At 70.0% G+C, this 24,178-nt stretch carries 17 protein-coding genes; 8 read left to right on the plus strand and 9 right to left on the minus strand.

The annotated features are described in order from the left end of the window. Positions 1-24: 24 nt before the first annotated feature. The 3 genes from ACWC09_RS13755 to ACWC09_RS13765 all read right to left on the minus strand — a co-directional run bounded on the left by ACWC09_RS13755 (position 25) and on the right by ACWC09_RS13765 (position 5,048). Complete coding sequence (locus tag ACWC09_RS13755) at positions 25-1,461, minus strand: M20/M25/M40 family metallo-hydrolase (RefSeq protein WP_450850715.1); 1,437 nt, start codon at positions 1,459-1,461, stop codon at positions 25-27. 77 nt (positions 1,462-1,538) lie between these two features. Further along, entirely contained in the window at positions 1,539-3,068 is a 1,530-nt protein-coding gene (locus ACWC09_RS13760) for a PstS family phosphate ABC transporter substrate-binding protein (protein ID WP_450850716.1), read from the minus strand. 57 nt (positions 3,069-3,125) lie between these two features. After that, positions 3,126-5,048 (minus strand): protein kinase domain-containing protein, encoded by a 1,923-nt coding sequence (locus tag ACWC09_RS13765; protein ID WP_450850717.1) that lies wholly within the window; start codon positions 5,046-5,048, stop codon positions 3,126-3,128. Between the two features lie 204 nt (positions 5,049-5,252). Here ACWC09_RS13765 and ACWC09_RS13770 point away from each other — a divergent pair, with 204 nt between their 5' ends. The 4 genes from ACWC09_RS13770 to ACWC09_RS13785 all read left to right on the plus strand — a co-directional run bounded on the left by ACWC09_RS13770 (position 5,253) and on the right by ACWC09_RS13785 (position 11,134). Beyond that, positions 5,253-6,608, plus strand: a complete 1,356-nt coding sequence (locus ACWC09_RS13770; RefSeq protein WP_450850718.1) for an aminotransferase class III-fold pyridoxal phosphate-dependent enzyme — start codon at positions 5,253-5,255, stop codon at positions 6,606-6,608. Positions 6,609-6,758: 150 nt separating this feature from the next. Then, positions 6,759-7,460: a GntR family transcriptional regulator gene (locus tag ACWC09_RS13775; protein WP_450850719.1), complete on the plus strand. Its 702-nt coding sequence runs from the start codon at positions 6,759-6,761 to the stop codon at positions 7,458-7,460. Continuing rightward, complete coding sequence (locus ACWC09_RS13780) at positions 7,457-10,405, plus strand: glycosyltransferase (protein WP_450850720.1); 2,949 nt, start codon at positions 7,457-7,459, stop codon at positions 10,403-10,405. Before ACWC09_RS13775 ends, ACWC09_RS13780 begins: the two co-directional genes overlap by 4 nt. Before the next feature lie 78 nt (positions 10,406-10,483). Further along, positions 10,484-11,134, plus strand: a complete 651-nt coding sequence (locus tag ACWC09_RS13785) for a hypothetical protein (protein WP_450850721.1) — start codon at positions 10,484-10,486, stop codon at positions 11,132-11,134. Positions 11,135-11,149: 15 nt separating this feature from the next. On the opposite strand, the gene ACWC09_RS13790 is transcribed toward ACWC09_RS13785, so the two are convergent. Continuing rightward, positions 11,150-11,443 carry a hypothetical protein gene (locus tag ACWC09_RS13790; RefSeq protein ID WP_450850722.1) on the minus strand — a complete coding sequence of 98 codons (294 nt, stop codon included), beginning with the start codon at positions 11,441-11,443 and terminating at the stop codon, positions 11,150-11,152. 237 nt (positions 11,444-11,680) lie between these two features. Here ACWC09_RS13790 and ACWC09_RS13795 point away from each other — a divergent pair, with 237 nt between their 5' ends. Beyond that, positions 11,681-11,836: a hypothetical protein gene (locus ACWC09_RS13795; RefSeq protein WP_450850723.1), complete on the plus strand. Its 156-nt coding sequence runs from the start codon at positions 11,681-11,683 to the stop codon at positions 11,834-11,836. 11 nt (positions 11,837-11,847) lie between these two features. Here ACWC09_RS13795 and ACWC09_RS13800 read toward each other — a convergent pair whose 3' ends face one another. The 3 genes from ACWC09_RS13800 to ACWC09_RS13810 form a co-directional block, all read right to left on the minus strand. Next, entirely contained in the window at positions 11,848-11,970 is a 123-nt protein-coding gene (locus ACWC09_RS13800) for a hypothetical protein (RefSeq protein WP_450850724.1), read from the minus strand. Positions 11,971-11,989: 19 nt separating this feature from the next. Continuing rightward, positions 11,990-12,829: a hypothetical protein gene (locus tag ACWC09_RS13805; RefSeq protein WP_450850725.1), complete on the minus strand. Its 840-nt coding sequence runs from the start codon at positions 12,827-12,829 to the stop codon at positions 11,990-11,992. Between the two features lie 171 nt (positions 12,830-13,000). Next, positions 13,001-14,821: a bifunctional metallophosphatase/5'-nucleotidase gene (locus ACWC09_RS13810; protein ID WP_450850726.1), complete on the minus strand. Its 1,821-nt coding sequence runs from the start codon at positions 14,819-14,821 to the stop codon at positions 13,001-13,003. A 307-nt stretch (positions 14,822-15,128) separates the two neighbouring features. Here ACWC09_RS13810 and ACWC09_RS13815 point away from each other — a divergent pair, with 307 nt between their 5' ends. Genes ACWC09_RS13815 through ACWC09_RS13825 form a run of 3 tightly spaced genes read left to right on the plus strand, consistent with a single transcriptional unit; the run spans position 15,129 to position 19,176 of the window. Continuing rightward, complete coding sequence (locus ACWC09_RS13815; RefSeq protein WP_450850727.1) at positions 15,129-17,828, plus strand: DNRLRE domain-containing protein; 2,700 nt, start codon at positions 15,129-15,131, stop codon at positions 17,826-17,828. After that, complete coding sequence (locus tag ACWC09_RS13820; protein WP_450850728.1) at positions 17,825-18,412, plus strand: hypothetical protein; 588 nt, start codon at positions 17,825-17,827, stop codon at positions 18,410-18,412. Before ACWC09_RS13815 ends, ACWC09_RS13820 begins: the two co-directional genes overlap by 4 nt. Beyond that, entirely contained in the window at positions 18,406-19,176 is a 771-nt protein-coding gene (locus ACWC09_RS13825) for a S1 family peptidase (protein ID WP_450850729.1), read from the plus strand. Before ACWC09_RS13820 ends, ACWC09_RS13825 begins: the two co-directional genes overlap by 7 nt. 95 nt (positions 19,177-19,271) lie before the next feature. On the opposite strand, the gene ACWC09_RS13830 is transcribed toward ACWC09_RS13825, so the two are convergent. Both ACWC09_RS13830 and ACWC09_RS13835 read right to left on the minus strand, forming a co-directional pair. After that, complete coding sequence (locus ACWC09_RS13830; protein WP_450850730.1) at positions 19,272-20,081, minus strand: M48 family metallopeptidase; 810 nt, start codon at positions 20,079-20,081, stop codon at positions 19,272-19,274. A gap of 4 nt (positions 20,082-20,085) precedes the next feature. Further along, positions 20,086-23,829: a type I restriction endonuclease subunit R gene (locus ACWC09_RS13835; protein ID WP_450850731.1), complete on the minus strand. Its 3,744-nt coding sequence runs from the start codon at positions 23,827-23,829 to the stop codon at positions 20,086-20,088. Positions 23,830-24,178 lie beyond the last annotated feature (349 nt).

Consider the following 24,178-nt stretch of genomic DNA (forward strand, 5'->3'; position numbering starts at 1 on the left):
CCGTGTTGCCGCCGGCCACGTCGGCTATGTCTGCGGGGCCGGGAAGGCGACCGGACTCCGCAGCCCCTTGGTGTTGACCGCCCGCACCCCGAAGAACACGTTGTCCTTCGACAGGTCCACCTCGTACGTCGTCACGTCCCCGGCCGGGATCACCCGCGTCCACTCCGGCGCCGTCGTCTCCCGCCACACCACCTCGTACCCGGCGAGATCCGGCTCGCTCCCCCGACTCCACACCAGGGTGGTCGAGTTGGTCAGGGCCGAGGTCACGATCTTCGCGCCCTTCGGCGTGCCCGGCGCCTGCGCCAGCGTCCACAGGGCGGCCGCGTTCACCTTCGCCACCCTCGTGACGAAGTCGAAGTCGCAGAACTCCGGCAGATCCCCGTACTGCTTGCCGTTCTCGACGCGGACGTCCTGGTGCTGGTGGGCGAAGTCCTCGGCGGGCTCGGTGAAACGGGCGGCCGGGTAGGCGCGTTCCAGGTAGGGGATGTGGTCGCCGCCCCGGAGGTAGCGGTCCCGGCGGTAGACGACACGGACGTGCATACCGGTGGCGTCGTTGTCGGCCACGTCCCTGACGAAGCGGGCGAGTTGGCGGGTCGCGGAGTCGTTCTCGCCGCCCACCGACTTGCGGGTCGCGGCCTGTTCGGGGGTCTCGGAGGAGGGGACGCCCTCCGCGAAGAGCCGGATCGTGAGCGGAGCGAGATGGGGGTCCCCCCGGCCGAAGGCTGGGGGAGGGTCCTTCGTACCGTCGTCCGCGGTCGAACTGCCCACGATGTCGTTGGTGAACATGCCCTGCACATCGGTGCCGGCCGCCTTGAACTGCTGGGCCATGTACGTCGACCCGTACAGTCCCTGTTCCTCCCCCGCCACCGCCGCGAACACGATCGTCGCCGCCGGCCGCCGCCTCGCCATCACCCGCGCCAGCTCCAGCGCCACGGCCACCCCGGAGGCGTCGTCGTCGGCGCCCGGTGCGTCGGCCGTGGCGTTCATGACGTCGGTGACCCGGGAGTCGTAGTGCCCCGACACGACATACACCCGCTCGGGTGTCACCGAGCCGCGCAGGGTCGCCACGACGTTGGTGATGCGGGTGGCGGTGGGGATGCGGGAGGCCGGTTCCTGGACGTACGACTGGAGCTCGACCGTCATCCGGCCGCCCGACTCGGCGGCGTACGACCGGAGTTCGGCGAGCAGCCAGTCGCGCGCCGCGCCGATGCCGCGCTTCGGGTCGTCCTGGGCGGAGAGGGTGTGGCGGGTGCCGAAGGAGACCAGCCTGCGGATCGTCGCCTCGATCCTCGACCGATCCAACTCCCCCAACAACGCGCGGAGTTCACGGCTCGGGCGCTGTGCTGTGGCCGGTGGTCGGCCGCCGCCCGGCGTGGCCGTGGCCTCGGCGCGGCCCGCCGTCCCCAGGGCGGCCGCACTCGCCGCCGTCGCGGTCAGGACCGTTCTTCTGGTGGGACGCATGTGTCCTCCCGGGGCTGCCGATGCGGACGCGCTCCTCTCATCGTCGAGGACGCGGAATCACGGCACAAGGGTGCCCGTCAGTCCCGTGCGCACAGCCCCGAGGACGCCGTCGCCGAGCAGGGCAGGTGGCCGTGGGCGCGGATGACGTTCTCGCTGGTGCCCTCGTCGAGGTAGGCGAGGAAGGCGGAGGCGAGGGAGCCGGAGGGGGCGCGGCCGTAGGTGTAGGCGTACTCGACGCCCCGGTAGGGGTACTCGCTGCGGCCGTACTCGATCGCTTCGACAGAAGGCGCCGCGCCGTCGAGGGGGACCGTGCGCAGGCCCCGGTGGCCGGTGGCGAGGGTGAGTTCGGTGTAGCCGATGGCGCCGGGGAGCTGGGCGACCTTCGCCAACACGGCGTCCGTGGAGTCGAGTTCGCAGCGCATGACCGGTGCCGAGGTGTCGTCCTTGTGGACGCAGTCCAGCGAGGTGCTGGGCACGCGCTCCCAGCTGCCGAGGACCCGGCGCTGGAAGATCTGCCGGGTGCCGGAGTCGGCGTTACGGCTGACCAGGACGATCGGGGTGTCGGGGAGAGAGGCGTCGAGCTGTCTCCAGCGGGTCACCTCACCGCGGTAGACACGGCGTACGTCGGCCAGGGACAGCCCCTTGGCGGGCAGCCGGATGCCGTCGTTGACGACGAGGGTGAAGACGGAGAGGGCGACACGCTGCCCGACCAGCCTGCCGGTGTCGGCGCCGATCGCGGGGCCGTCGGAGAAGGCGATGACGTCATGGGCGCCCGGAGCGAGGGAGTTGACGCCGGCCGAGCTGCCGCGGGCGTCGACCGTGATGCCGGATCCCGGGCACTTCTTCTCGTACTCCTTCGCCAACTCCTCGACGACGGGGGCGAACGCGGTCGATCCGGTGACCTTCAGACGGCCGGTCTCGCAGCCGATCGGGGGCGGGGTGTCGTCGCGGGCCACGACGATGGTCGCGAGGGCGAGGACGCTGACCGTGAGGGTGAGGGTGATGAGGCGGGCGGCGCGGCTGAACAGGGGCGGCTTCTCGTCGGGCGTGGCGCTGCGGTTGGTGTGCACCTCGCCCTCGCGGATACCGCCGATCAGCCGGATCGGGCGGCCCACGGCACCGCCGGACAGCAGCACCAGCAGTTTGTAGTGGTCGCCGCGGTTGAGGGGGACACGCGGGATGCGCAGGGTGTTGCCCTCGTAGCCGAGGCCGCGCTCGGCCGTGAAGTGGTCCATCAGATGGTCGGTGTCGGAGGGCTGGGTGACCGAGACGCCCTGGATGGTGCGGTCGGTGAAGACCGCGGTCAGGCCGTGCGTGCCCGGGCTGGTGTAGTCGTCGCGGTCGATGCCCTGCGAGCCGTCGTTCTCGACGCGGATCAGGACGAGGGTGGCATCCGACATGCCGGGGTCCTCGCCGAAGATCCCCAGGCGGACGTTGACCCGGCCCAGCTGGACGTCGTCGCCTATGGGACTGTCCATCTGCACCCGGTAGCCGATGCGTTTGCGGCGCGGTACCCGGCGCTCGTACCAGACCATGACACCGGACGCGACGATGCCCAGGACCGCGGTACCGACGGCCACGATGTTCTCTGCGCTCAGCCACCCCACCGACCGAACCGTACGGCCGCACCACTCCAACAGCCTTACCAGAAGCGGTACTTGGGGTTACTCCCTGGTGTACTTCAGGCTCTCCCCGTTGCTGGTGTTGACCCGCTGCAGGCTGCCGTCCGAGAGGAGGCTGATCTCGGTGGGGTCGCCGGGCTTGCAGTAGCCGCTGTCGCCGGCGGTGACGGTGGACGGGCCGAGCTCCAACGGGCCGCTGCTGCCCGGGTCCTGGGTGAGTTGCGCCTGGAAGACGCAGTGGTAGGTGCCGCTGGAGGTGGGGCCGTCGGCGACGAGGGACAGCACCGCCTCACCCACCTTGCCCTGCTGGATGGTGAGTTGGCGGGTGTTCTCGCCGTCCTTGTTGGTGATGGTGGCGGTCCAGGTGCCGAGGTAGCCGGTCGGGACGACGCCGTCGGAGGGGGCGGAGGTCGTCGGGGAGGCGGTCGTCGGGGACTGCTGGGGCGTGGACGGGCCGGTGGTGGGGGGTGCGGTGGTGCTCGGGCCCGGCCCGGCCTTGTTGTCGTCGCTGTTGTCGCCGCCGCCGTTCATCAGGGCGTAGACGGAGCCGCCGGCGCCGAGGGCGACGACCAGGGCCACCGCGACGAGGGCGACGGTGGAGCGGCCGCTTCTTCGGGGTGGTTCCTGGGGGGTGGGGGTGAGAGGGCCGGTGTAGGGGGCGGGGCCGTAGGGCGGGGTGGAGCCCAGCGCGCCGTAGGGGGTGGGCTGTTGGGGGTAGCCGTAGGCGGGGGGCTGCTGCGGGTAGCCGTAGCCCGGCTGCTGCTGGGGGGTGCCGTAGGCGGGTTGCTGCTGTTGCGGATGCTGCTGGGGGTAGCCGTAGGCAGGGTGGCCGGACGGCGGTGTCTGCGCGGGGCCCTGCGGGGCGGGTGCGGGTGTCGGGGCCTGGCCCGCGACCTGGGTCGGCAGGTGGTTCAGGGGCGCCCCGTTGCCCGGCTGCCCGGACGGGGGTGGTCCGACGGGTGTTCCGGTGCTGGGCTCGGGCACGGAGGCGTGCTCGGGGGAGGCTTCGGGCGCGGGCTTCCCGACGGAGACCTCCCCGGTCCGCTCGGGGTCCTCCGCGTCCAGCAACTGCACCGCGTGCCGCCCGAGTTGGGCCACCAGCGCGCTCGGCAGCCAGGGGTCCCGGGAGCGCCCGCCCAGTACGGTGTCCTCGGCGCCGGTGCGCTCCAGGACCTGGTCCAGCGTCGGCCGGGCCGCCGGGTCCTTCTTCAGACAGTCCCGTACGAGGTCGGCGATGCCCTCGGGCACCCCCTCCAGGTCGGGTTCCTCCTGGGCGATACGGAACATCAGGGCGTGCACACCGCTGTTGGCGGTGCCGAAGGGGAGGGCGCCGGTGGCGGCGTAGGCCAGGACGGACCCCAGGCAGAAGACGTCGCAGGCGGGCGTGATCCGGTCGCCCCGCACCTGCTCGGGCGCCATGAAGCCGGGCGACCCGACGAGCGCGCCGGTGCGGGTCAGCCCCCCGTCGGTGACCGTCTCCAGCGCCCGCGCGATACCGAAGTCGATGACGCGAGGCCCGTCGATCGTCACCAGCACATTGGACGGCTTCAGATCCCGGTGGACGATCCCGGCGGCATGAATGTCCTTGAGCGCGTGCGCGAGCCCGGCCGCCAGAATCCGTACGGACCGCTCGGGCAACGCCCCATGATCGTGCCCGACCACCTGCTGCAGGCTCGGCCCGGCGACGTACCCGGTCGCCACCCACGGCACGGCCGCCTCGGTGTCGGCGTCCAGCACGGGTGCCGTCCAGTGCCCGCCGACCTGCCGCGCGGACTGCACCTCCTGCCGGAACCGCGCCCGGAACTCCTCCTGGGCGGCCAACTCCTCGCGCACCAGCTTCACGGCGACGGTACGGCCACGGTCCGACCGGGCGAGATACACGTACCCCATCCCCCCGGCCCCCAGCCGCGCCAGCAGCCGATACGCCCCGATCCGCTGCGGATCACCACCCGCGAGCTTCTCCATCCCGAGCCCCCGAAATCCCCCGATACGCACCTGTGCAACATCCCAACGATAGTGCGGGCGTAAGGCGAGGTGGCGGGGGCGGTGTCTACGGTTCCGTAACAGGGGGCCGAGCCGGTCCGTCGTCGACAACCTGTCGCGGAAACGCCCGGACCACAGACATGACGCCGATGTCCCCCGGTCACCCCGGGCTCCTACGCTCCCCGCATGACCCCTCATCCCACCCCCGAGGTCGGCGCCGCCGTGAAGGCCGCGGACCGTGCGCATGTGTTTCATTCCTGGTCCGCGCAGGAGCTCATCGACCCGCTTGCCGTCGCCGGTGCGGAAGGGTCGTACTTCTGGGACTACGACGGGAAGCGGTACCTCGACTTCACCAGCGGGCTCGTCTACACGAACATCGGCTACCGGCATCCGAAGGTCGTCGCCGCGATTCAGGAGCAGGCCGCGACCCTGTCCACCTTCGCGCCCGCCTTCGCGATCGAGGCGCGGTCGGAGGCGGCGAGGCTGATCGCCGAGCGGGCGCCCGGGGATCTGGACAAGATCTTCTTCACCAACGGCGGAGCCGACGCCGTGGAGCACGCGGTGCGCATGGCGCGGCTGCACACCGGGCGGCCCAAGGTGCTGTCGGCGTACCGCTCGTACCACGGTGGTACCCAGCAGGCCATCAACATCACCGGCGACCCCCGGCGTTGGGCCTCCGACGGTGCCGCCGCCGGTGTCGTGCACTTCTGGGCGCCGTTCCTGTACCGCTCGCGGTTCTACGCGGAGACCGAGGAGCAGGAGTGCGCCCGGGCGCTGGAGCACCTGGAGACCACCATCGCCTTCGAGGGGCCGGCCACCGTCGCCGCGATCGTCCTCGAGACCATCCCCGGGACCGCCGGGATCATGGTTCCGCCGCCCGGCTATCTCGCCGGCGTGCGGGAGATCTGCGACAAGTACGGGATCGTCTTCATCCTGGACGAGGTCATGGCCGGGTTCGGGCGGACCGGGGAATGGTTCGCGGCGGATCTGTTCGGGGTCGTACCGGACCTGATCACCTTCGCCAAGGGGGTCAACAGTGGCTATGTGCCGCTCGGGGGTGTCGCCATCTCCGGTGCCATCGCCGAGACCTTCGGCAAGCGGCCGTATCCCGGCGGGCTGACGTACTCCGGGCACCCGCTCGCCTGCGCCGCCGCCGTCGCGACCCTCAACGTCATGGCGGAGGAAGGCGTCGTCGAGAACGCCGGGCGGCTGGGTGAGACCGTCGTCGGGCCCGCCCTGCGCGAGCTCGCCGAGCGGCACCCCAGCATCGGCGAGGTGCGCGGGGTCGGCATGTTCTGGGCCGTCGAACTCGTGAAGAACCGGGAGACGCGCGAGCCGCTCGTGCCGTACAACGCGGCCGGTGAGGCGAACGCCCCGATGGCCGCCTTCGGGGCCGCGGCCAAGCAGCACGGCATCTGGCCGTTCGTGAACATGAACCGCACCCATGTCGTGCCGCCCTGCAACGTGAGCGAGGCCGAGCTGAAGGAGGGGTTCGCGGCGCTGGACGCGGCGCTGACCGTGGCCGACGAGTACACGGTGTAGTACGTACGGTAGTCGGGTGCGGCCGCTCGGATACCGCACCGTCCGCCCACAGCTACGCGGGTAAACAGCGGGAAGCCGAACGCGTAAGGTGGCGTGCTCGTACATAGAGACGTGCACGCCACCCGAACGCGACGAGGAGACGCCCACCCCATGCCCGCCAGCAGCGGCAACGGCGCCGTCACCCGAAGCACCCTGCGACAGCAGATCGCCGACGCGCTGCGCGACGAGGTGCTGGCGGGGCGGCTGCAGCCCGGGCAGGAGTTCACGGTCAAGGAGATCGCCGAGCAGTACGGGGTCTCCGCGACGCCCGTGCGCGAGGCGCTGGTCGACCTGTCCGCGCAGGGGCTGCTCGACGCCGACCAGCATCGCGGCTTCCACGTCCACGAGTACTCGGTCGCCGACTACCGCGGCATCGTCGAGGCCCGCAGCCTGATCAGCGACGGCATGTTCCACGCCCTGGACGGTGACGAGAGCCGCTTCCCGCCGCACGACGAGGCCCGTGCCATGGCCGCCCTCGCCGGGGTGCGGCGGCGCGGCGAGGAGGCGCAGCGGGCCTCGCTGGCCGGCGACCTCACCGTGCTGATCGGCTACGACCTGCGCTTCTGGCACGAGCTCGGCGTCCTGTTCGGCAACCCCTACCTCGCCGACTTCCTGCACCGGCTGCGCGTCCAGTCCTGGGTCTGCGCGGTCCAGCACCTGCGCCGCCTGACCGACCTCCGCGGCGCCCTGTGGTCCGGCCACACCGACCTGGTCGACGCCCTGTCCCACCGCGACACCACCCGGGCCCGTTCGATCGTCGACGACTACAACGCGCACTCCCTGGCCCTGATCGAACGGCTGGCGGAGCGATGAGCGCGACGGAGCAGGGGCCGGCGCACCCCGCCACGGCCGACCCGACGGACCTCCCGACGCTTCCTTCACCGGACGTGGCGCCCTTGCCGGCCCCCTCCCCGGCGGACCGGCCGCACATCCCCCCAGCACGCCCGGCACACCGCACGGACACCCCCACGGCCCGCCCGGCCGACCGAGCACACATCCCCACGGCACGCACGGCCGACCGCGCGGACACCCCCGCGAGCCCCTCGCCGAAGCGCCCGGACATCCCCACCTCCCCCTCCGCGGAACGCCCGAAGACCTCCTCCGCGAGGCTCCCGGCCGTCCCCTCGGCGGACCGCACGGACACCCCCACGGCACGCCCGGCCGACCGCGCGGACACCCCCGCGAGCCCCTCGCCGAAGCGCCCGGACATCCCCACCTCCCCCTCCGCGGAACGCCCGAAGACCTCCTCCGCGAGGCTCCCGGCCGTCCCCTCGGCGGACCTCCCCGCGCCCCGTTCACCCGACCGCCTCCCGGCGACCCCGTCGCCCGCTCTCTCGTCGGCCCCCGCGGTCGACCTCTCCGTCGTCATCCCCGCCTACGACGAGGAGCATCGCCTCGGTCCCACCCTGGACGCCGTCACCCGGTACCTCTCCGAGAACCAGGGCCGCTGGGGCGCCTGGGAGGTCATCGTCGCCGACGACGGGTCCACCGACGGGACCCGTGGTGTCGTCTCCGGGTGCGCCGACCCCCGTGTCCAGCTGGTCACCAGTCCCCGCAACCGCGGCAAGGGCAACGCCCTGCGGATCGGTGTCGCCGCCTCCCGGGGGCGGCGGGTGCTCGTGACCGACGCCGATCTGGCCGCTCCCATCGAGGAGCTGGAGAAGCTCGACAAGGCGCTCGGCGAGGGCAACTCCGCGGCGATCGGCTCCCGTTCGGTGCCGGGTGCGGTCATCGGCGAACGTCAGCATCCCGTACGCCAACTCCTGGGCCGCGCCGGGAACTTACTCATACGAAGGACGACGGTCCACGGCATACGCGACACCCAGTGCGGCTTCAAGCTCTTCGAGGGCGACCGTGCCCGCGAGGCCTTCGCCGCCTCCCGGATCGACGGGTGGGGCATAGACGTGGAGGTCCTGCACCACCTCCAACGCGCCGACCTCCGGATCACCGAGGTCCCCGTCCACTGGTCCCACCAGCCCGGCTCGAAGGTCCGCACCCTCGACTACCCCCGCGTCCTCGCCGAACTGACCCGCCTGCGCGCCCGCACCCTGCGCCCCGCGGACCTCTTCGCGGTCCTCCTCTTCCTGCTGATGGCGATGGCCCTGTACTCGGGCCGCCTCTTCGACCCGAACCACCGCTACCTCTCCGACTCCCTCCAGGACCAGAACCAGTGGGAGTGGTTCTTCGCGGTCACCGCCCACAACCTGGCCCACCTCCACAACCCCCTCTTCTCCGACCTCCAGGGCTTCCCCGACGGCGTCAACCTCATGGCCAACACGGTCATGCTCGGCGTCTCCGTCCCCTTCGCGCCGCTGACCCTCCTCGCGGGCCCCGCGGTCGCCCTCAGCACCGCCATGACCCTGGGCCTCGCCGCGACCGGCGCCGCCTGGTACTGGCTGATCAGGAAGCGGGTCGTACGCCACCGCCCCTCGGCCTTCCTCGGCGCCTCGCTCGCCACCTTCGCCCCGCCGATGGTCAGCCACGCCAACGCGCACCCCAACTTCGTGATCCTCTTCATGATCCCGCTGATCATCGACCGCGCCCTGCGCCTGTGCGAGGGCAGCGGCCGGGTCGTGCGGAACGGGGCCGTGCTGGGCCTGATGGCGACGTACCAGATCTTCCTCGGCGAGGAGCCGCTGCTCCTGTCGAGCATCGGCATGGTGCTGTTCGGCGGCACCTACGCCGTCGTACGCAGGGATGTGGCGAAGCAGGCCCGGCGGCCCCTGCTCAAGGGGCTGGGGGTGGCTGCCGCCGTCTGTCTGCCCCTCGTCGCCTACGCGCTGACCTGGCAGTTCACCGGCCCGCAGAGCTACAAGAGCATCCTGCACGGCGACGACGCCGGCAACAGCCCCCTCGCCCTGCTCTCCTTCGCCGAACGCTCCCTGGTCGCGGGCAGCGCGGAACGCGCCAACTCCCTCTCCCTCAACCCCACCGAGCAGAACGCCTTTTACGGCTGGCCGCTGGTCGCCCTCGCCTTCGCGATCGCCGTACGACTGTGGGAGCGGGCCCTGGTCAAGGCGCTCGCGGTGACCGCGGTGGGCGCGGCGCTGCTCTCCCTCGGCCCGAAGTTCCGCATCCCCATGACGGACGAGGTCTACCCCGGCCCCTGGGCGCTGCTCGCCCACGTCCCCCTCTTCGAGTCGGTGATCGAGGGCCGGGTCGCGATGGTCTGCGCGCCCGCGCTGGGCATGCTGCTCGCGCTCGCGCTGGAGCGGCTGGCCGCCACCCGCGACCGGGGCGTGCAGTACCTCGGCCTGCTGGGCGTCTGCCTCGCCCTGCTGCCCCTGATCCCGGCCCCGCTGAAGACGGTCGAACGCCCGGCGACCCCCGCCTTCTTCACCGACGGGACCTGGAAGTCGTACGTCCGCGACGGCGAGTCCCTGGTCACGATCCCACTGCCCGACTCCGGCTACGCGGAGCAACTGCACTGGCAGGAGCAGGCCGGCCTCGGCTTCAGCCTTCCCGGCGGCTATTTCAACGGCCCCTTCGGCAAGGACCGCATCGGCGTCTACGGTGCCCCGCCCCGCTACACCGCGCAGATGCTGCGTGACGTCCGCTACACCGGCGTCGTCCCGACCCTTGGCAAGAACTGGCGGGCTCAGGCGAAGCGGGACTTCGCGTACTGGAAGGCCGGCGCGCTGGTGGTGGCCCCGCAGCCGAACGACGACCGGCTGCGCAGAGCCGTGACCGAACTGGTGGGCCGTGACGGGAAGTGGGTGGACGGGGTGTGGGTATGGGACCTGCACACGGGCACCTGAACCGCACGAACGGGGTCGCCCGCGAGCCGCACCGACTACCCTGCCTTGACCACCATCCGTGTGTATGAGGAGCCCTCTTTGGCCTGTGACCTGTGGCTGGTACCACTCGTCGACGTGTTGTGCCACACCCCCGACAATCCGTTCGCCGACGAACTCGCGCAGTACAACAACGTGCTCGCCGGGGCCGGGCTCCCGCCGGTGCCGGTGTACCAGTACATGCCGGGCCTGTCCGGCGAGGTCGCCCCGGTGGCCGGCTTCGACTACGACGCGCTGCACTTCCTGCGCCGCGTCTACCTGCTGCAGGTGTGCGGCCTGCCGGTGACTCCGGTCGACGAACTGGGCGGCGACTACGAGCAGTTGCTGGAGATGTTCGAGTCGACGGCCCAGCAGTCGCACCTGGTCTGGCACTACGACCACGCGGGCGCGTACGTCCCCGTCGACTTCCCGCAGCCCCTCTCCAACGACGACCTCCTCGCGGGCGGCGGCCCCTTGGGCAGCTCCCAGGCCCTGCTGCGGGAGCTGGAGTACATGGCCCCGTCGATCGGCATCGACCCGGCCAACCCCCCGGCGGCACCGGAACCGCCGCGCGCCCCCACGGAGTTGGAGGAGCCGGCCGTCCCGGCGCCGTACGATCCCAGCCCCTTCGCCCGCGAACGCCACGTCTGGCTGGGCCTGCACGCGGCGGCGACGCGGAGTCTGGCGCAGGGGTCGATGATCGTGTTCAGCTGAGGGTCGGCGTGAAGGTCAGCGACCGAGCTGGGAGAGACCCTTCTCCACGTCCTCCAGGTTCATCACCGGAGTGAAGGTGACCTTGGCGTCCAGGTTCAGGAAGAACTGCTCGGCCAACACCGGCATCTGGGAGCTCTCCCGCATGTCGAAGAAGAGGAGGGCGGTGCGCCGACCGTCTTCGGCGGTGAAGTAGGACGCCTCGGGCTTGATGTGTTCCACCGCCTCCTGGACCATCTTCCCCAGCGTGCCGTTCCGGATGGCCTCGTTGCCCTTCTCCGTGTCGAAGGACGCCTTGAGCAGCATGCGCATGGCACTCACCTTCTTCTGCGTCGCCGGTTGCCTGCGTGGGCACGCACACGCTTACAGCGTAAGCCCGATATGTGAGCTTTATCCTGCCGAACCCCTCCCGCGCTCCGCCCGCGCTCCTCCCGTGCTGCTCTCGTACTCCTCCCGTACTCCTCCGGAAGCAGCGGACATGTCTCCACGGGGGCGACGCGGCGCGTGAGGGTCCGGGCGCAGGCTGGGACCATCCGAAAGGAGACGGCGATGATCCTGGTGACCGGGGCGACGGGCCATGTGGGCGGCGAGCTGGTACGGCGGCCGGCGGCGAGCGGCGGCGACCACGGTGCGGAGGTGCTGGGGCGCCCGGCGCGGACGTTCGCGGAGTGGGCGGCAGCGCATGCGGGGGCGTTCGGGCGGTGAGGCCTCCCCGCCTACAGGTCATGCGGCACCCACAGCCCCAGCGTCAGCACCGTCACCCCCCGCACCTCCGCCAACGCCAGGACCACCGTGCACTGCGGCAGTTCGTACGGGAGCCTCCGCGACGGCAGCAGCAAGGACGGGGCGGTATCCGCGTCAGCTCGCGTTGACCTTGACGTAGTCGCCGGCGGACGTCTTCGCGCCCGTCGTCGAGGTGCCCGCGAACCAGTAGCGGTAGTAGCCGCTCTTGGTGGCCTTCACGGTCGTGGAGAGGGCGCCGGCGGTGCCGGACGTGACCGTCTTGACGGTCGTGTAGGTGTCACTGCCCGCCGGGCGGAACTGCAGGGCCACCGACTGGCCCGTGTAGCCCGCGTACTTGGTGGTGTTCCAGTCGGCGCGGGTCAGCTTGCCCTTGACCGTGAGGGTCTTGCCCTTGACGACCGGCTCGGGCGTGGCGTCGGCGGTGAGCTTGGCGGCGCGCTTGAGCTGGGCGGTGCCGAGGCCGCCCCACAGGTCGTAGCCGTACTCGAAGCTGATGTGCTCGTCGGAGGAGGAGCTGTCGGTGTGGCTGTAGAAGCCGCCCACGTTCCAGGTGGTGGCGTCGGCGGCCTCGGACAGGCTGTCCTGCGGGTCGACGACGATGGTCTCCGTGCACGCCTCGGTCACCGTGGTGTCCGAGGTCGCGGTGGTGGTGCAGGTGGCCGGGTCCTCCGAGTCCAGGGCGTTCCTCATCCTCTTGAGCGTGCCGCGGTAGAGGATCACACCGGCGAAGTTGTTCTCGTTGTCGATCGTCAGGTCGGCCGGGCGGGTGAGCGTGAACGTCACCGGGACCTTCACCGTCGCCGTCGTGCCGACGACGATCGTCTTGCCGTTGTTCACCACGACGTCCGAGAAGACCAGGTCCGGGCTCGTGGTCGCGGCCGACGCGAGGGGCGCGGTCAGGCCGGTCAGCGCCAGGGCGCCGGACAGTGCGGCGCCTATGGCGAGCTTTCTCATGTGTATCCCCACATTCGAAACGGACCCCTGGGCGTATGCGCTCCAGAACAAGGGCCCGTCGTGAGAGTGAGGATAAGGGCCGGCGGGCCTGATGAGAATGCGAGTTTCCTGTGAAAGACGGAGGTCAGGGGGCAGAGGACCACAACGGCCCCCCGCCCCCTCGGGGGTGTCCTAGAACACCGCCGTCCCGTCCTGCGTGAGCTTCCAGTTGGTCGCCGCGAAGGTCGACGGGTCGATCGTGCCCTTCGCCGTGGCGTAGGCGATCATCAGGTCGCGGACCTGGTTGGTGGAGCTGTACGCGGCCTCCGCGGCCGCGATGTGCGGGTAGCCGCTGCCGCCGTTGGCGCGGTAGTTGTTGACCGCGACGACGAAGACCTGGTCGTCGGCGACCGCCGCGCCGTTGTAGGTCAGGTTCTTGATGCGCGAACCCTCGGCCTGCGCGATGTCGATGTCGTAGGAGACGCCGGCCGCCGTGTCGTACATGTAGTCCCAGAAGCTGTTGGCGTTCGTCACCGTCGAGGTGTCGACCTTCGTGCCGGACGGCACCTGGTGGTAGTACTTCGCCGCGTACTCCAGGTAGTCCTTGAGCTGGGCGCCGGTGAGCTTCTTGCCGTACAGCGTGTTCTCGTAGATGTAGAGGCCCGCGACGTCGCGGATGGTCACGTCGCCCTTCGGTATGTCGGCGGTGCGGCTGAAGCACGCGGCCACCGAGATCAGCGGGAGCGCGGCGTCCGCGGTGGACAGCCCGGACTTCACCGCCTCCATCTGGACCTGGTGGATGAAGTCGATGGCGGGTACGTCCTTCCAGCAGGCCTCCGCCGTGGACATGTCCTCGGTACTCGTGCCGATCGCCGTGTTGACGTACTTGACGACCAACTCGTGGTCGGCCTCCAGCAGTTCGGTGATCCGCGCGTCCTCCGCGACCGTGTTGCTGTTGAGCGTGGTCGCCGTCTTGCCGGTGACCTTCCAGCAGCCGTGGTGCAGCTCGAGCTGGAAGTCGAAGACGGAGAGGCGGTAGCCGTAGCAGTACGGCTCGGACAGGAGGACGTCCTCGCCGGTCTCCTCGTTCTTCACCGTGTACGTCGGGACGTCGACGTGCGTGTGGCCGACGAGGATCGCGTCGATGCCCGGGACCTGCTCGGCGACCAGGTTGGAGGCGTTCTCCACGTACGGGAGTTCGTCGCCCCACGAGGTCGAGCCGTCCAGACCGGAGTGGTCGGTGAGGAAGACGACGTCGCAGCCGAGCGCGCGCAGCCGGGGCACGTACTTCTTCGCCTGCTCGACCAGGCCGGGGAAGACCAGCTTGCCGCTGACGTTGTCCTTGTCCCACAGGGCGATGCCCGGGTTGGTCAGGCCGAGGATGCCGACCTTGATGTCGGGCGCGCCCGGCACCCTGATGCACTTGACGGTGTACGGCTGGAAGGCGGGCCGCAGCGTCTTCGCGTCCAGCGCGTTGGCACCGAGCAGCGGGAAGCGGCACTGCTGCTCGAACTTCCGCAGCACCTCGATGCCGTAGTTGAACTCGTGGTTGCCGAGGGCGGCGGCGTCGTAGCGCATCTCGTTCATGGCGATCGCCATGGGGTGCTTGGGGCCGCGCTTGCCGTCCTTGCCCGTGATCGGGTCGACGTTCGCGTAGTAGTACGCGAGGGAGGTGCCCTGGATGATGTCGCCCGCGTCGACGAGCAGCACCCGGTCCTCGCCCTTCTGCTCGCGCAACTGCTTGACCAGGGTGGCGATCCGGGCGATGCCGTAGGTGTTGCCCTTGCTGTCCGAGTACGCCTTGTTGCTGTAGTAGTCCCAGTTGAAGACGTGGCTGTGCAGGTCGGTGGTGCCCAGGATGGAGAACGACCAGGTCTTCGGGGCCTTTTCGGGCTTGCCGAGGTCGGCGGCCTGGGCGCTGCTGGTGCCGACCGCTCCCGCGGCGGCGACGGCCGCACCGGTGACGGCCGACTTCTTCACGAACTGCCGACGGTTCATGGGACTGACGGGCATGCGAGGCTCCTGGAACGGGAGAGGGAGGAGAGATACGGGGCTACCCGCGTAGATAGTTGCGTCCCCGTATTACAGGCGGAACCAGGAACAAGCCATGGACAGGTCAAAGATGTCCATGACCTGACCAACACCTTGGGGGCCGAAGTGAGCAACTCCCGTCAAGGGGCGGCAAATTGGGGGCCAAGTAAGAAGTAAATGTGAAGGTTAGGTGTTGGTGTGACTCACGGGACGGCTCTAGCGTGAGCCACTCCTCCACATCGGGAGGAAAACCAGCCACGGGGGGCTCCGCATGCGATTCACCCGATCTTTGTCATGGTCCAGACATTTCAAATCTCGTATCGCCGTACTCGGCCTCGGCCTGACGCTCACCGCGACCGGCGGCGGTACGACGGCGACCGCATTCGCCGACGCCGGCGGGGCAACGCACTCCACGTCGGCAGCCACGACCTCGTCGGCCACCGCGTCCGCCGAGCCCGACACCGGTTCCGCACTGGCCGCCGCCCGGGAGCGGGGATCCCGGGTCGAGGTGACCGGAAAACGCACCGAGACCTCGACGACCTGGGCCAACCCCTCCGGTACCCTGACCACGGATGTCTACGACGCTCCGATCCGGGTCCGCCGGGACGGAGCCTGGACCCCGGTGAACACCACGCTCGCCGACACCGGCACAACGGTGACACCTGACGCCATACCGGCCGAACTGCACTTCTCGGACGGCGGATCCGGACCCTTCGCCCAGCTCGAGGACGGGGCCAAGGCCGTATCGCTCTCCCTCGGCAAGGACCTGCCGGCACCAGACCTGGACGGAGACACCGCCACCTACCACGACGCCGTCGCGGGCGGCGACCTCGTGGTGACCGCGCTGCCGAGCGGCTTCTCGGAGCAGGTCGTCCTGCACAAGCGGCCGGATGGTCCGCTGACCATCCGGATCCCGCTGACCACGTCGGGCGGCCTCAAGGTCTCCCAGAACGAGGCCGGCCACCTGCTGCTGACCGACGGCTCCGGCAAGACCGTCGCCGACGCGCCCGCCCCGCACATGTGGGACTCGTCGCTCGACGCGACCTCCGGCCTGCCTGCGCACGACACCAAGGTCGAGTCGAGGATCGAGGACACGGACTCGGGCCAGGTCCTGGTACTCACTCCGGACTCCGGTTTCCTCGACTCGCCGAACCTCAGCTACCCACTCACCATCGACCCGACCACCACGCTCGCGGTGACCACGGACACCTGGCTGGAGGACCCCAACTACACGGACTCGCAGCGTTCCTCCGGGGAACTGCGCGTCGGGACATACGACGGCGGAACCCACCGGGCCCGCGCCTTCCTCAAGTTCGACACCTCCGAGTTCACCGGCACCCACATCGTGGACACCGACCTCAAGCTGTACTCCTACTGGTCCTCCACCTGCTCGACCGCGGGCTCCGGGGTCCGTGTCCGACGCGTCACCTCCGACTGGGATCCCTCCGCCATCACCTGGGACGCGATGCCGACCGTCACAAGCGCGGGCGAGGTCGTCAACACCGGTGCGCACGGCTACTCCTCGGACTGCCCGGCCGCGTACAGCCACTGGGACATCGACAACATCGTGCAGGCCTGGGCCGACGGCGCCCCGAACTACGGCCTCCAGCTGCGCGCCGTGGACGAGACCGACTCCCTCACCTGGCGGCGCTACCGCTCGGCGAACTACATCGCCGGCGACAACTCGGTCGAACCGCACCTGAGCGTCACGTACGAGGAGGCAGAACTCGCCGGCATCACCGACTCCGCTTCCCTCAGCACCCCCGCGGTCAGCAGCGGCACCGTGCAGAACGCGGACGGTACGGCCGTGGCGGGCGCCGACGTGGTCCTCTACGCGTGGCCGGACAACGAGACGGACGCCGCCCTCCAGGAGGGGGACTCGGTCAAGCTGCAGCCCGTGGCCAAGGCGATCGCCGACAGCTCCGGGAACTACACGCTGCGGCTCGCCTCGGCCGACCTGGCGGCACCGGAGGCGGCAAGCGACGGGACGGTCAACTTCGAGACCATCGCCTACTCGGGGGACGACGAGGCGACCTTCAACTTCCCGCGGAAACTGGTCGGTTCAGGCACCAGCAGCGCCTACCTCGCGGCGACGACCACGGACACCGACAGCGATACTTCGAGCGCCGACACCCAGACCCCGGTGAGCGCCACACTCGTCCTGAACGCCGCGCCGGTCACCACGTCCGACACCGACGAGACGTCCGCCACCGCCGAGGACACCACCGACACTCCCGTCTCCGTCGGCGACAGCCCGGACAGCGCGGACGCCTCCGCGGCCGATGACGCCGCCGCGGCCGCGAGCGCGGCCGACACCTCCGACACGGCCGACACCGCCGGCGTGACCAAGGCCTGCACCGGGACCCTCACCAAGGACCTGGGCCCGAAGTGGGTCATCGTCGGACAGACGTACAGCGCCACTACAGGGGTGAAGCACACCCTCTCCTACACGAAGGGCTCCTCCAGCTCGCTCGGCGTCGGCACGTCCGCCACCGGGGCCTACGGCTCCTTCGAAGCCAGTGGGTCCGTCTCCAAGGAGAGCAGCGTCACGAACGACTACCCGGACTACGGCAACCACAAGGGCGTCTACTACAAATCCGAGTACGACTACGGCAAGTACAAAATGGCGTGCGTGAGCGGTGGACACGGAAGCGTCATCACATACCACTACGAGGTGCGCGCGCGGTACTACTACGGCGGCGAAAAGATCGTCTCCGCCAAGACGCCGAAAGCGACGACCTGCGCTCCCTATCCCGACGGTGCGAAGTTCACCCGGACCTCGTCCAAGGCGATCACCTGGACCGACGGGGCGAGCACCGGCGACGCCATCGGAATCAACCTCTCGGCGGAGACCGGCTACTCCTCGGAGACGACCGTGGTGTACACGTTCAAAGCCAACCGCTACATCTGCGGAACCGGCGGGGCGCCCGGCAGCTCTCACCCGTACAACTTCGTGGCCACCACAACGAAGAGCGGGTACAAGCCGTGATCCTCACTTCGCCGCCGCGGGTCCTGCTCGGGCGGGCCGGTGCTCTGACGCTGGTCCTCGCCTTGACGACGGGCTGCTCGTCAAAGCCCGGTACCCCCGCGGGGGACGGCCCGCTCAACGGGCCGGACTACTCCGACGCCGGCTCGGGCAACGTGTGCCTGCCGGCGAAACAGGGTGCCACGCTGACGTTCGGCGGGGACGAACTGCACAACTACGGCAAGGACAAGGCGGTCGTCGACGGCGTCGCCCTTGCCGAGCCGCACGGGCTGCGGTTCACCGACGCGGTCCTCGTACCGGCCACGACGAGTCTCATCGGCTACGACACCCACTATCCGCCGTCGAAGTTCAGCCTCGACTCCGTGGGCGCGGGCTGGAAGCACCGGAGGCCCGCGGTGGGGGCGACCCTCGCACCGCAGTCCGCCACGTCCAAGGCCACACACAACCTCGTGGTGGCGATCCTGGTGACCGGCACCTCCCGCGTACGGATGAAGGGGATCACGGTGGACTACCACGTCGGCGGCAAGAAGTACCGCTGGCACAACGTCATGGGCCTCAGCGTGGAAACCAGAAAGAAGTCGTGCTGAGGCACCTGCGGCTCGCCGTTGGGGCACTGCTGATGACGCTCGGGGTGTCGGTCGCGTCCGCCGACACCCCGAGCGTCACCGCTGGGCCGGCGGGTCCGGACCCGAGCCCGGTGGTGGCGCTGGTCAACGCCTCCTCACCGGCCGGCGACCTGTTCAACGGCCAGTTCTGCGGCGGCGTCCTCGTCGCTCCCGACCGGGTGCTCACCGCCGCGCACTGCGTCCGCACCCGGCGCCCCGGCTCGGTCGACGCCGTCGTGGGCGCGGACAACCTGTGCCGCAACGCCCCGGTTCCGGGCCTGCGCCTGCGTGTACGCCGGGTTCTGTCGTACCCGTCGGGCCGTGGCACGGACGCCTCCCTGCTCATCCTGTCCGGCCGCGCCACCACGGCCCCAGCGCGGTTGCCGGGCGCTGGGGAGCGGACGCCCGCCACGGCCACCGAGTTCGGCTGGGGCCGCGACGGCTACGGCGGGATCGCGCCCTGCCGCCGTACGCCCGTACCGCTGCGGTTCGTACCCGAGAACCGCTGCGCCCAGGCCCAACGCACCCTGGGCATCACGCCGTATCCCGACCGCCAGCTCTGTGCCATCCCGGACACCGGCGCCGACCGCAACACCTGCACCGGCGACTCGGGCAGCCCGCTCCTGAGCGGGGGAAGCCCGGCCACCGTGCTGGGAATCGTGAGCTGGGGCCCGAGTTGCCGGGTGAACGACGTGGGGGTGTACGTGCGGACGAGCCCGCTCGGGGGGTGGGTGCGGGGGCGGTGAGGTGGTGTGACGGCGGCCGACCGCTCACAGCAGGCCGGCCACCGCTCTCTACGGATCAGAGGAACGAGTTGAACTCGATCGTCTCGTCGCGACCATCAGCAGGCCAGGTCACCCATCCATACCCGTCGCCCTAGTTCGTCCAGCTCCGTCTTCAATCGGCGGCACTCGGGAAGCGCCCTACCGAGCAGCCGCCAGTACTCAGGCCCGTGACCGGATACACGCGCATGCGCCAACTCGTGTGCGACGACGTAGTCGACCAGGTGGATCGGCAGTTGGAAGGTCGCCCAGTGCAGCGAGACCACCCCTTCGCCCACCGTTCCGGAACGGTAGCTACCCCAGCGGTGCCCCAAATCCCGCACCTGCACCGCAGCCTCCGGGACGTCCATCCGAGCTGCCCAGGGCTGAAGGCGTCCCCCGACCCAGCGCTGCCCGGCCTGGATGTACCAGTCGGCGAGTGCTCTCTTCGCGAGGGCCGGATCTGCGGCGACGCAGCTGTCCATGCGCAGTCGTCCCGCTACGAGCTTTACGGCCGGCGTCGCGGTCGAGTCGTCAGGCCCCTCATCACCGACGACGAGAAGCCGGTAGTCCCGCCCCAGGTAGCGATGAATCTCTCCGTCCCGGAGGGCACGAGCAGGATGCAGCTGACTGCGTTCCTCGCTGAGGCGAGTTTTGTCGCCGATCCACTCACCGCTGTCCCGCACGAACTGTTCGGCCCGCCGAACAGTGCACCCTTGAGGAACATGCAGGGTCAGGGACCGGTCCCGCTCGACAGTCAGGCCAAGACGACGCCGCCGTGAGCTGATCCGGACACACAGCTCGCGCCCGTCGACCAGCAAGGGCCCGTCTTCCGTGATCTCGGGCTCATCGGGTCGGGCCTGGGCGCCGGCGGGCTGGGCATCGGTCATGGACTCATTCTTGCCGTGCCTCGGCCCGGAACTCCGCGAGGTGCTCCGTCGCGTATCCGGCGAGTGCGGAGGCGAGCCGCTTGACCGCGTCACGTGTCGCGCCGGAACCGCGAAGACCTGAGACCCGCAGCCGCTGGTAGAGACGTGATTCCAGCAACGTCACATGTCGCTCCCGCCCGCCGAACGACGCCAGCCGCACGGCGGCGGTGATCTCGTCGTACACCTCGTCGACGAGCTGACGCAGCCGCTCCGGCGACGCTTCCTCCAAGGCCTCGCTCTCCGTCAGCTTCTCGCCGATCAGCACGTACAGCCGCTGCTCCATCGGCGACAGGTCGGCGACGGCAGGATCGGCTTCCTCCGCCCGTCGGGCCCGGTCGACCAGCGGCAGGAGCTCGCGGGAGATCTCCTCCCAGTTCCCGGCGAACTCCTCCAGCACCCGCTCCAGTTCGGCGGAGAGCTGCCGGTACGCTGGTCGCTCCTCCACAGCCAGACGCTCCTCCAAGTGGTAGCGCAAGGCCTGCACCTGCTCGGCAGCGGCCTCACGTACGGGGAGCGTGCCGACCACTTCGTCGAAGTCGGGGGCGAGGATGGAGACGGGAGGGATCTTCTGCTCGATCTCCTGTGTCTGAAGGTGATCGGCGATCAGGGCGCGCACCTTCCGGCCGTACCCGCGCATCGCGAAGCCGCCACCGGTGTCGTCCCGGTAGTGGCGACGCACGCGCATCTGGAGCACACTCCACGCCCGTACGTCGTGCAGGTGGTCCAGCGCCTTCTCATGTGGCAGGACACGGTCGACCGCACCCAGGAAGTCGCCCAGTCGACCGTCGAACTCGGCGCGAACCGTGGGGTCCCCGAGCGCGAGCACAGCGCTGCCGAGAGCACCACGAGTCGTGAGGCCGTCCGGATCGATGCCCGCCGCGACGAGGAACTCGCGGACCAGGTCGGCTGTCCGCTTCATCTCCGGGATGTCGTCGGCCAGGCTGCGCAGTGAGTCCAGGGCAGGCGGGTTGCCCCGGTAGGCGGCCAGTGTGACGCCGAGATTGTTCAGGACGCCGTAGTAGTCGACGACCAGCCCCTCCCGCTTCCGGCGGGCCGGCCGGTTGACACGAGCGATCGCCTGGAGGAGTTCGGCGTCGCGAATGGGCCGGTCCAGGTAGAGCGCCTGCTCGATGGGGGCGTCGAATCCGGTGAGCAGCATCGACTTGACGATGAGGAACGCGATCGGTGGCCGGCCGGCCTCATCCTCTCCCTTGCCACCGGATGTGGAACCGCCGCCGAAGACCAGATCGCTCCAGGGGTTCATGCTGCCCACGGACCCGGCCGGTACCGGGTCGGGCTCGGCGGACGGATGAGTCGCCCACGGATTGTCGGGCGGCAACTCCGGGAACGGGCGCAGAAAACCTGCGATGTGCTTGCGCTGCTCCTCCGGGTCGGTCCACTCGCGCCACACTCCCTCCTTCTGCTCGGCTCCGGCGGAAATGACTGGTACGAAGTCGATCCGCCGCAGCAGTTCCTGGAACTGCCAGGCCCGCAGAAGGAGCGATTCCTCGGATGTGTACGTCTCCGGAGCCTTGCCCCGCAGAGCCTCGCGCCGCCCGCTGAGGTCAAACTCCTCAATCCGGTGCAGCAGATCGGTCCGCGCGTCACGGAAAGCACTGCGATAGGTGACCGCGGCCCGTCGGCTCACCGCGGCGACCTGCGCCTTGAACCCGCCAGTGAGCGGCCCGGTGACGTAGTGCTCCAGCATGTCCATCGCCTTGCGCCGGATCATGGGCGCCGACTCCGCCACAACACGCGCGGAGGGTGCGCCGTACTTTTCCCGCACCCACTCCTGCTGGTCCTCATCCAGCGGCTCGATCAGGTCCTCGAAGCACTCGTCCAGCCGCTCCTTGTCACGCACCTCCGCGGTGGTGGCGCGGCCCGCATAGCGCACGGGCACGACGACCTTGTCGCGTTCGGCCTCGGTCATGCGATACGTGTCGAGAAACTCGGGGGCCCCGCCGGGTTCACTGCTCGGCTCCAGACCGAAGATGCGCCCGGTGTCGGTGAGGCGGCCCTGCATCAGCGGGGTGCCCGTGAAGCCGATCCGGGCCGCGTTGGGCAGGGCCTTGCGCAGACAGGCGTGCAGGACCGAGGTGTGCGAGCGGTGGGCCTCGTCGACGAGGACCAGGACCCGGTCCTCGTCGCTGCACTCGGGGAAGATCCGCTCGGCGCGGCTCAACGTTCGCTCGTCCGGCGTGGGGTCGGAGACCTCCTCGGCGCTCTCGCCCGCTGCGAGCCGCCGTCGCGCTTGCTCGAAGTCCTCGGCCAGCGCCCGGTCGTCACCGTCGGCCGTATCGTTCCCCTCCCCCGTGGGGGGTGCCAGATCGCCGAGGAACTTCTGGATCGTCGCGAAGATCACCGCACGTCCGCCGACCCGTCCGGCCCGGCGGAGCAGGCGCTCCAGGTCCGTACGGGAGGTGGCCTCCCGGATCTCGGAGTCGCTGAGTGCCACCGCGCGCCGCAACTGCCGTTGAAGGTCTGTACGGTCCGTGACGGCGACGATCGTGATCCCGTTCAGCTCGCGGTCCGGACTCATGTGCAGTCGCCGGGCCAGGAACTGCATGGTGAAACTCTTGCCGGCGCCCTGGGTGTGCCAGATGACACCACCCCGTTCGTCCCGGTCCCCTCCGGTGACGCGGCGGCTCGGCCGCGTCCGCAGCCGCGCCACGATCTTCTCGGTGGCCCGGTACTGCTGGTGACGGCAGACCACCTTGACCGTCTGCGGCTCGGCGGCCTTGGAGCGACTCTTCGCACGGTCGCCGCTGTCGTCGTCGACCGGCTTCTCGAAGACGTAGTGCCGGACGATGTTGAGGAGGTTGCCGGGCCTGAGAACGATCGCGGTGAGTCGCTGCTGAAGGGTGGGCGCCTCCTCCGGACCGAGCAGCCCCCACCCCCTCAGCTCACGGCGCAGATCCTCGGCTCCGTCGTCCCCCGGCCGGTCCGGATCGCCGTAGTCCGGGGTGACACTGCGCCACAGCGCGTAGTGCGCTTCGGCCGAGGAGTACGTGCCGAGCGCGGCGTGGGTTCCATCGGCGGCCACGAGGAGTTGCGCCGGAACGAACAGGTGGGGCACGCCTCGTGGCGCACCGGAGCCACGCCGGGTGTCGTCATCCAGTGGGCGACCGGTATAGGCCCGCAGGTCCCGGATGGCCTTGCCGAGCGGGTCGGGTATGTCCGGTGACTTGCACTCGATGACGACGAGCGGGATGCCGTTCACGAAGAGGACGAGGTCCAGCACGGACGGCCGCCCGTCCGCGTCGTGCACCCGGAACTGGTCGACGACGAGATAGTCGTTACGGGCCAGGACCTCCTCGCGGCTGCCTCCCAGTGCCTCGCGTGACCAGTCGAAGAACTTCGCCTGCACCTGCTTGTCGTCGGGCCCCGGTTGCATGTCGCCGTACAGCAGGAGCGTGGTGACATCGCGGTTGGCCCGCGGCAGGGACTGGGTGGACACGTGGCGGGTGGCGGTACGTAGCGTGGAAACGGCCGCCTCGGTCTGCTCGTCACTCTTCATCCAGGACGAGGACCGGCGCAGGGCTGCCCGCAGGCGCCGCTCCAGCAGCACCTCCCGGAAGTCTCCACGCTCCGCCGTCTCCTTCAGCCGGGCGCCCTCGATGTGCTGCCACCCCATCGCCTTGAGGTGCTCCAGAAGCGGTCGTTCCGCCTCGGCCCGCTCGGTCGACTCCCTGACCACACCGGCAGCCATGCGCCCGTGCCCTCCCCTGCGTCACGGTGAACGTGTGAGGGTCCATTGTGGGCCACGGGTAAGGGCGCGTGGGGTGGTTGCGCGCTCCTGGGCAGGCGAAGCTTTCGAGCGGCTCTGGTGATGTGCCGAGATCAAGAAGGCCTTTACGCGTGCACAGTTGATGCACCCTCAGCCGGACCATGGATGCGCAGACTTTGATGCAGCAATCCATCACAGGACCCTATGAAGGAGAGTTGCGCCCGCTTAAGGGGCAGGGCTACCTTCTTGCCCACGGATGAGGGGTGGGGCGGATGGGACTCAGGTGCCAACTGCTCCGGACATCGCTGTGCGCAGGGCGCACGCGAGAAAT

This window comes from Streptomyces sp. NPDC001617 (assembly GCF_053596855.1).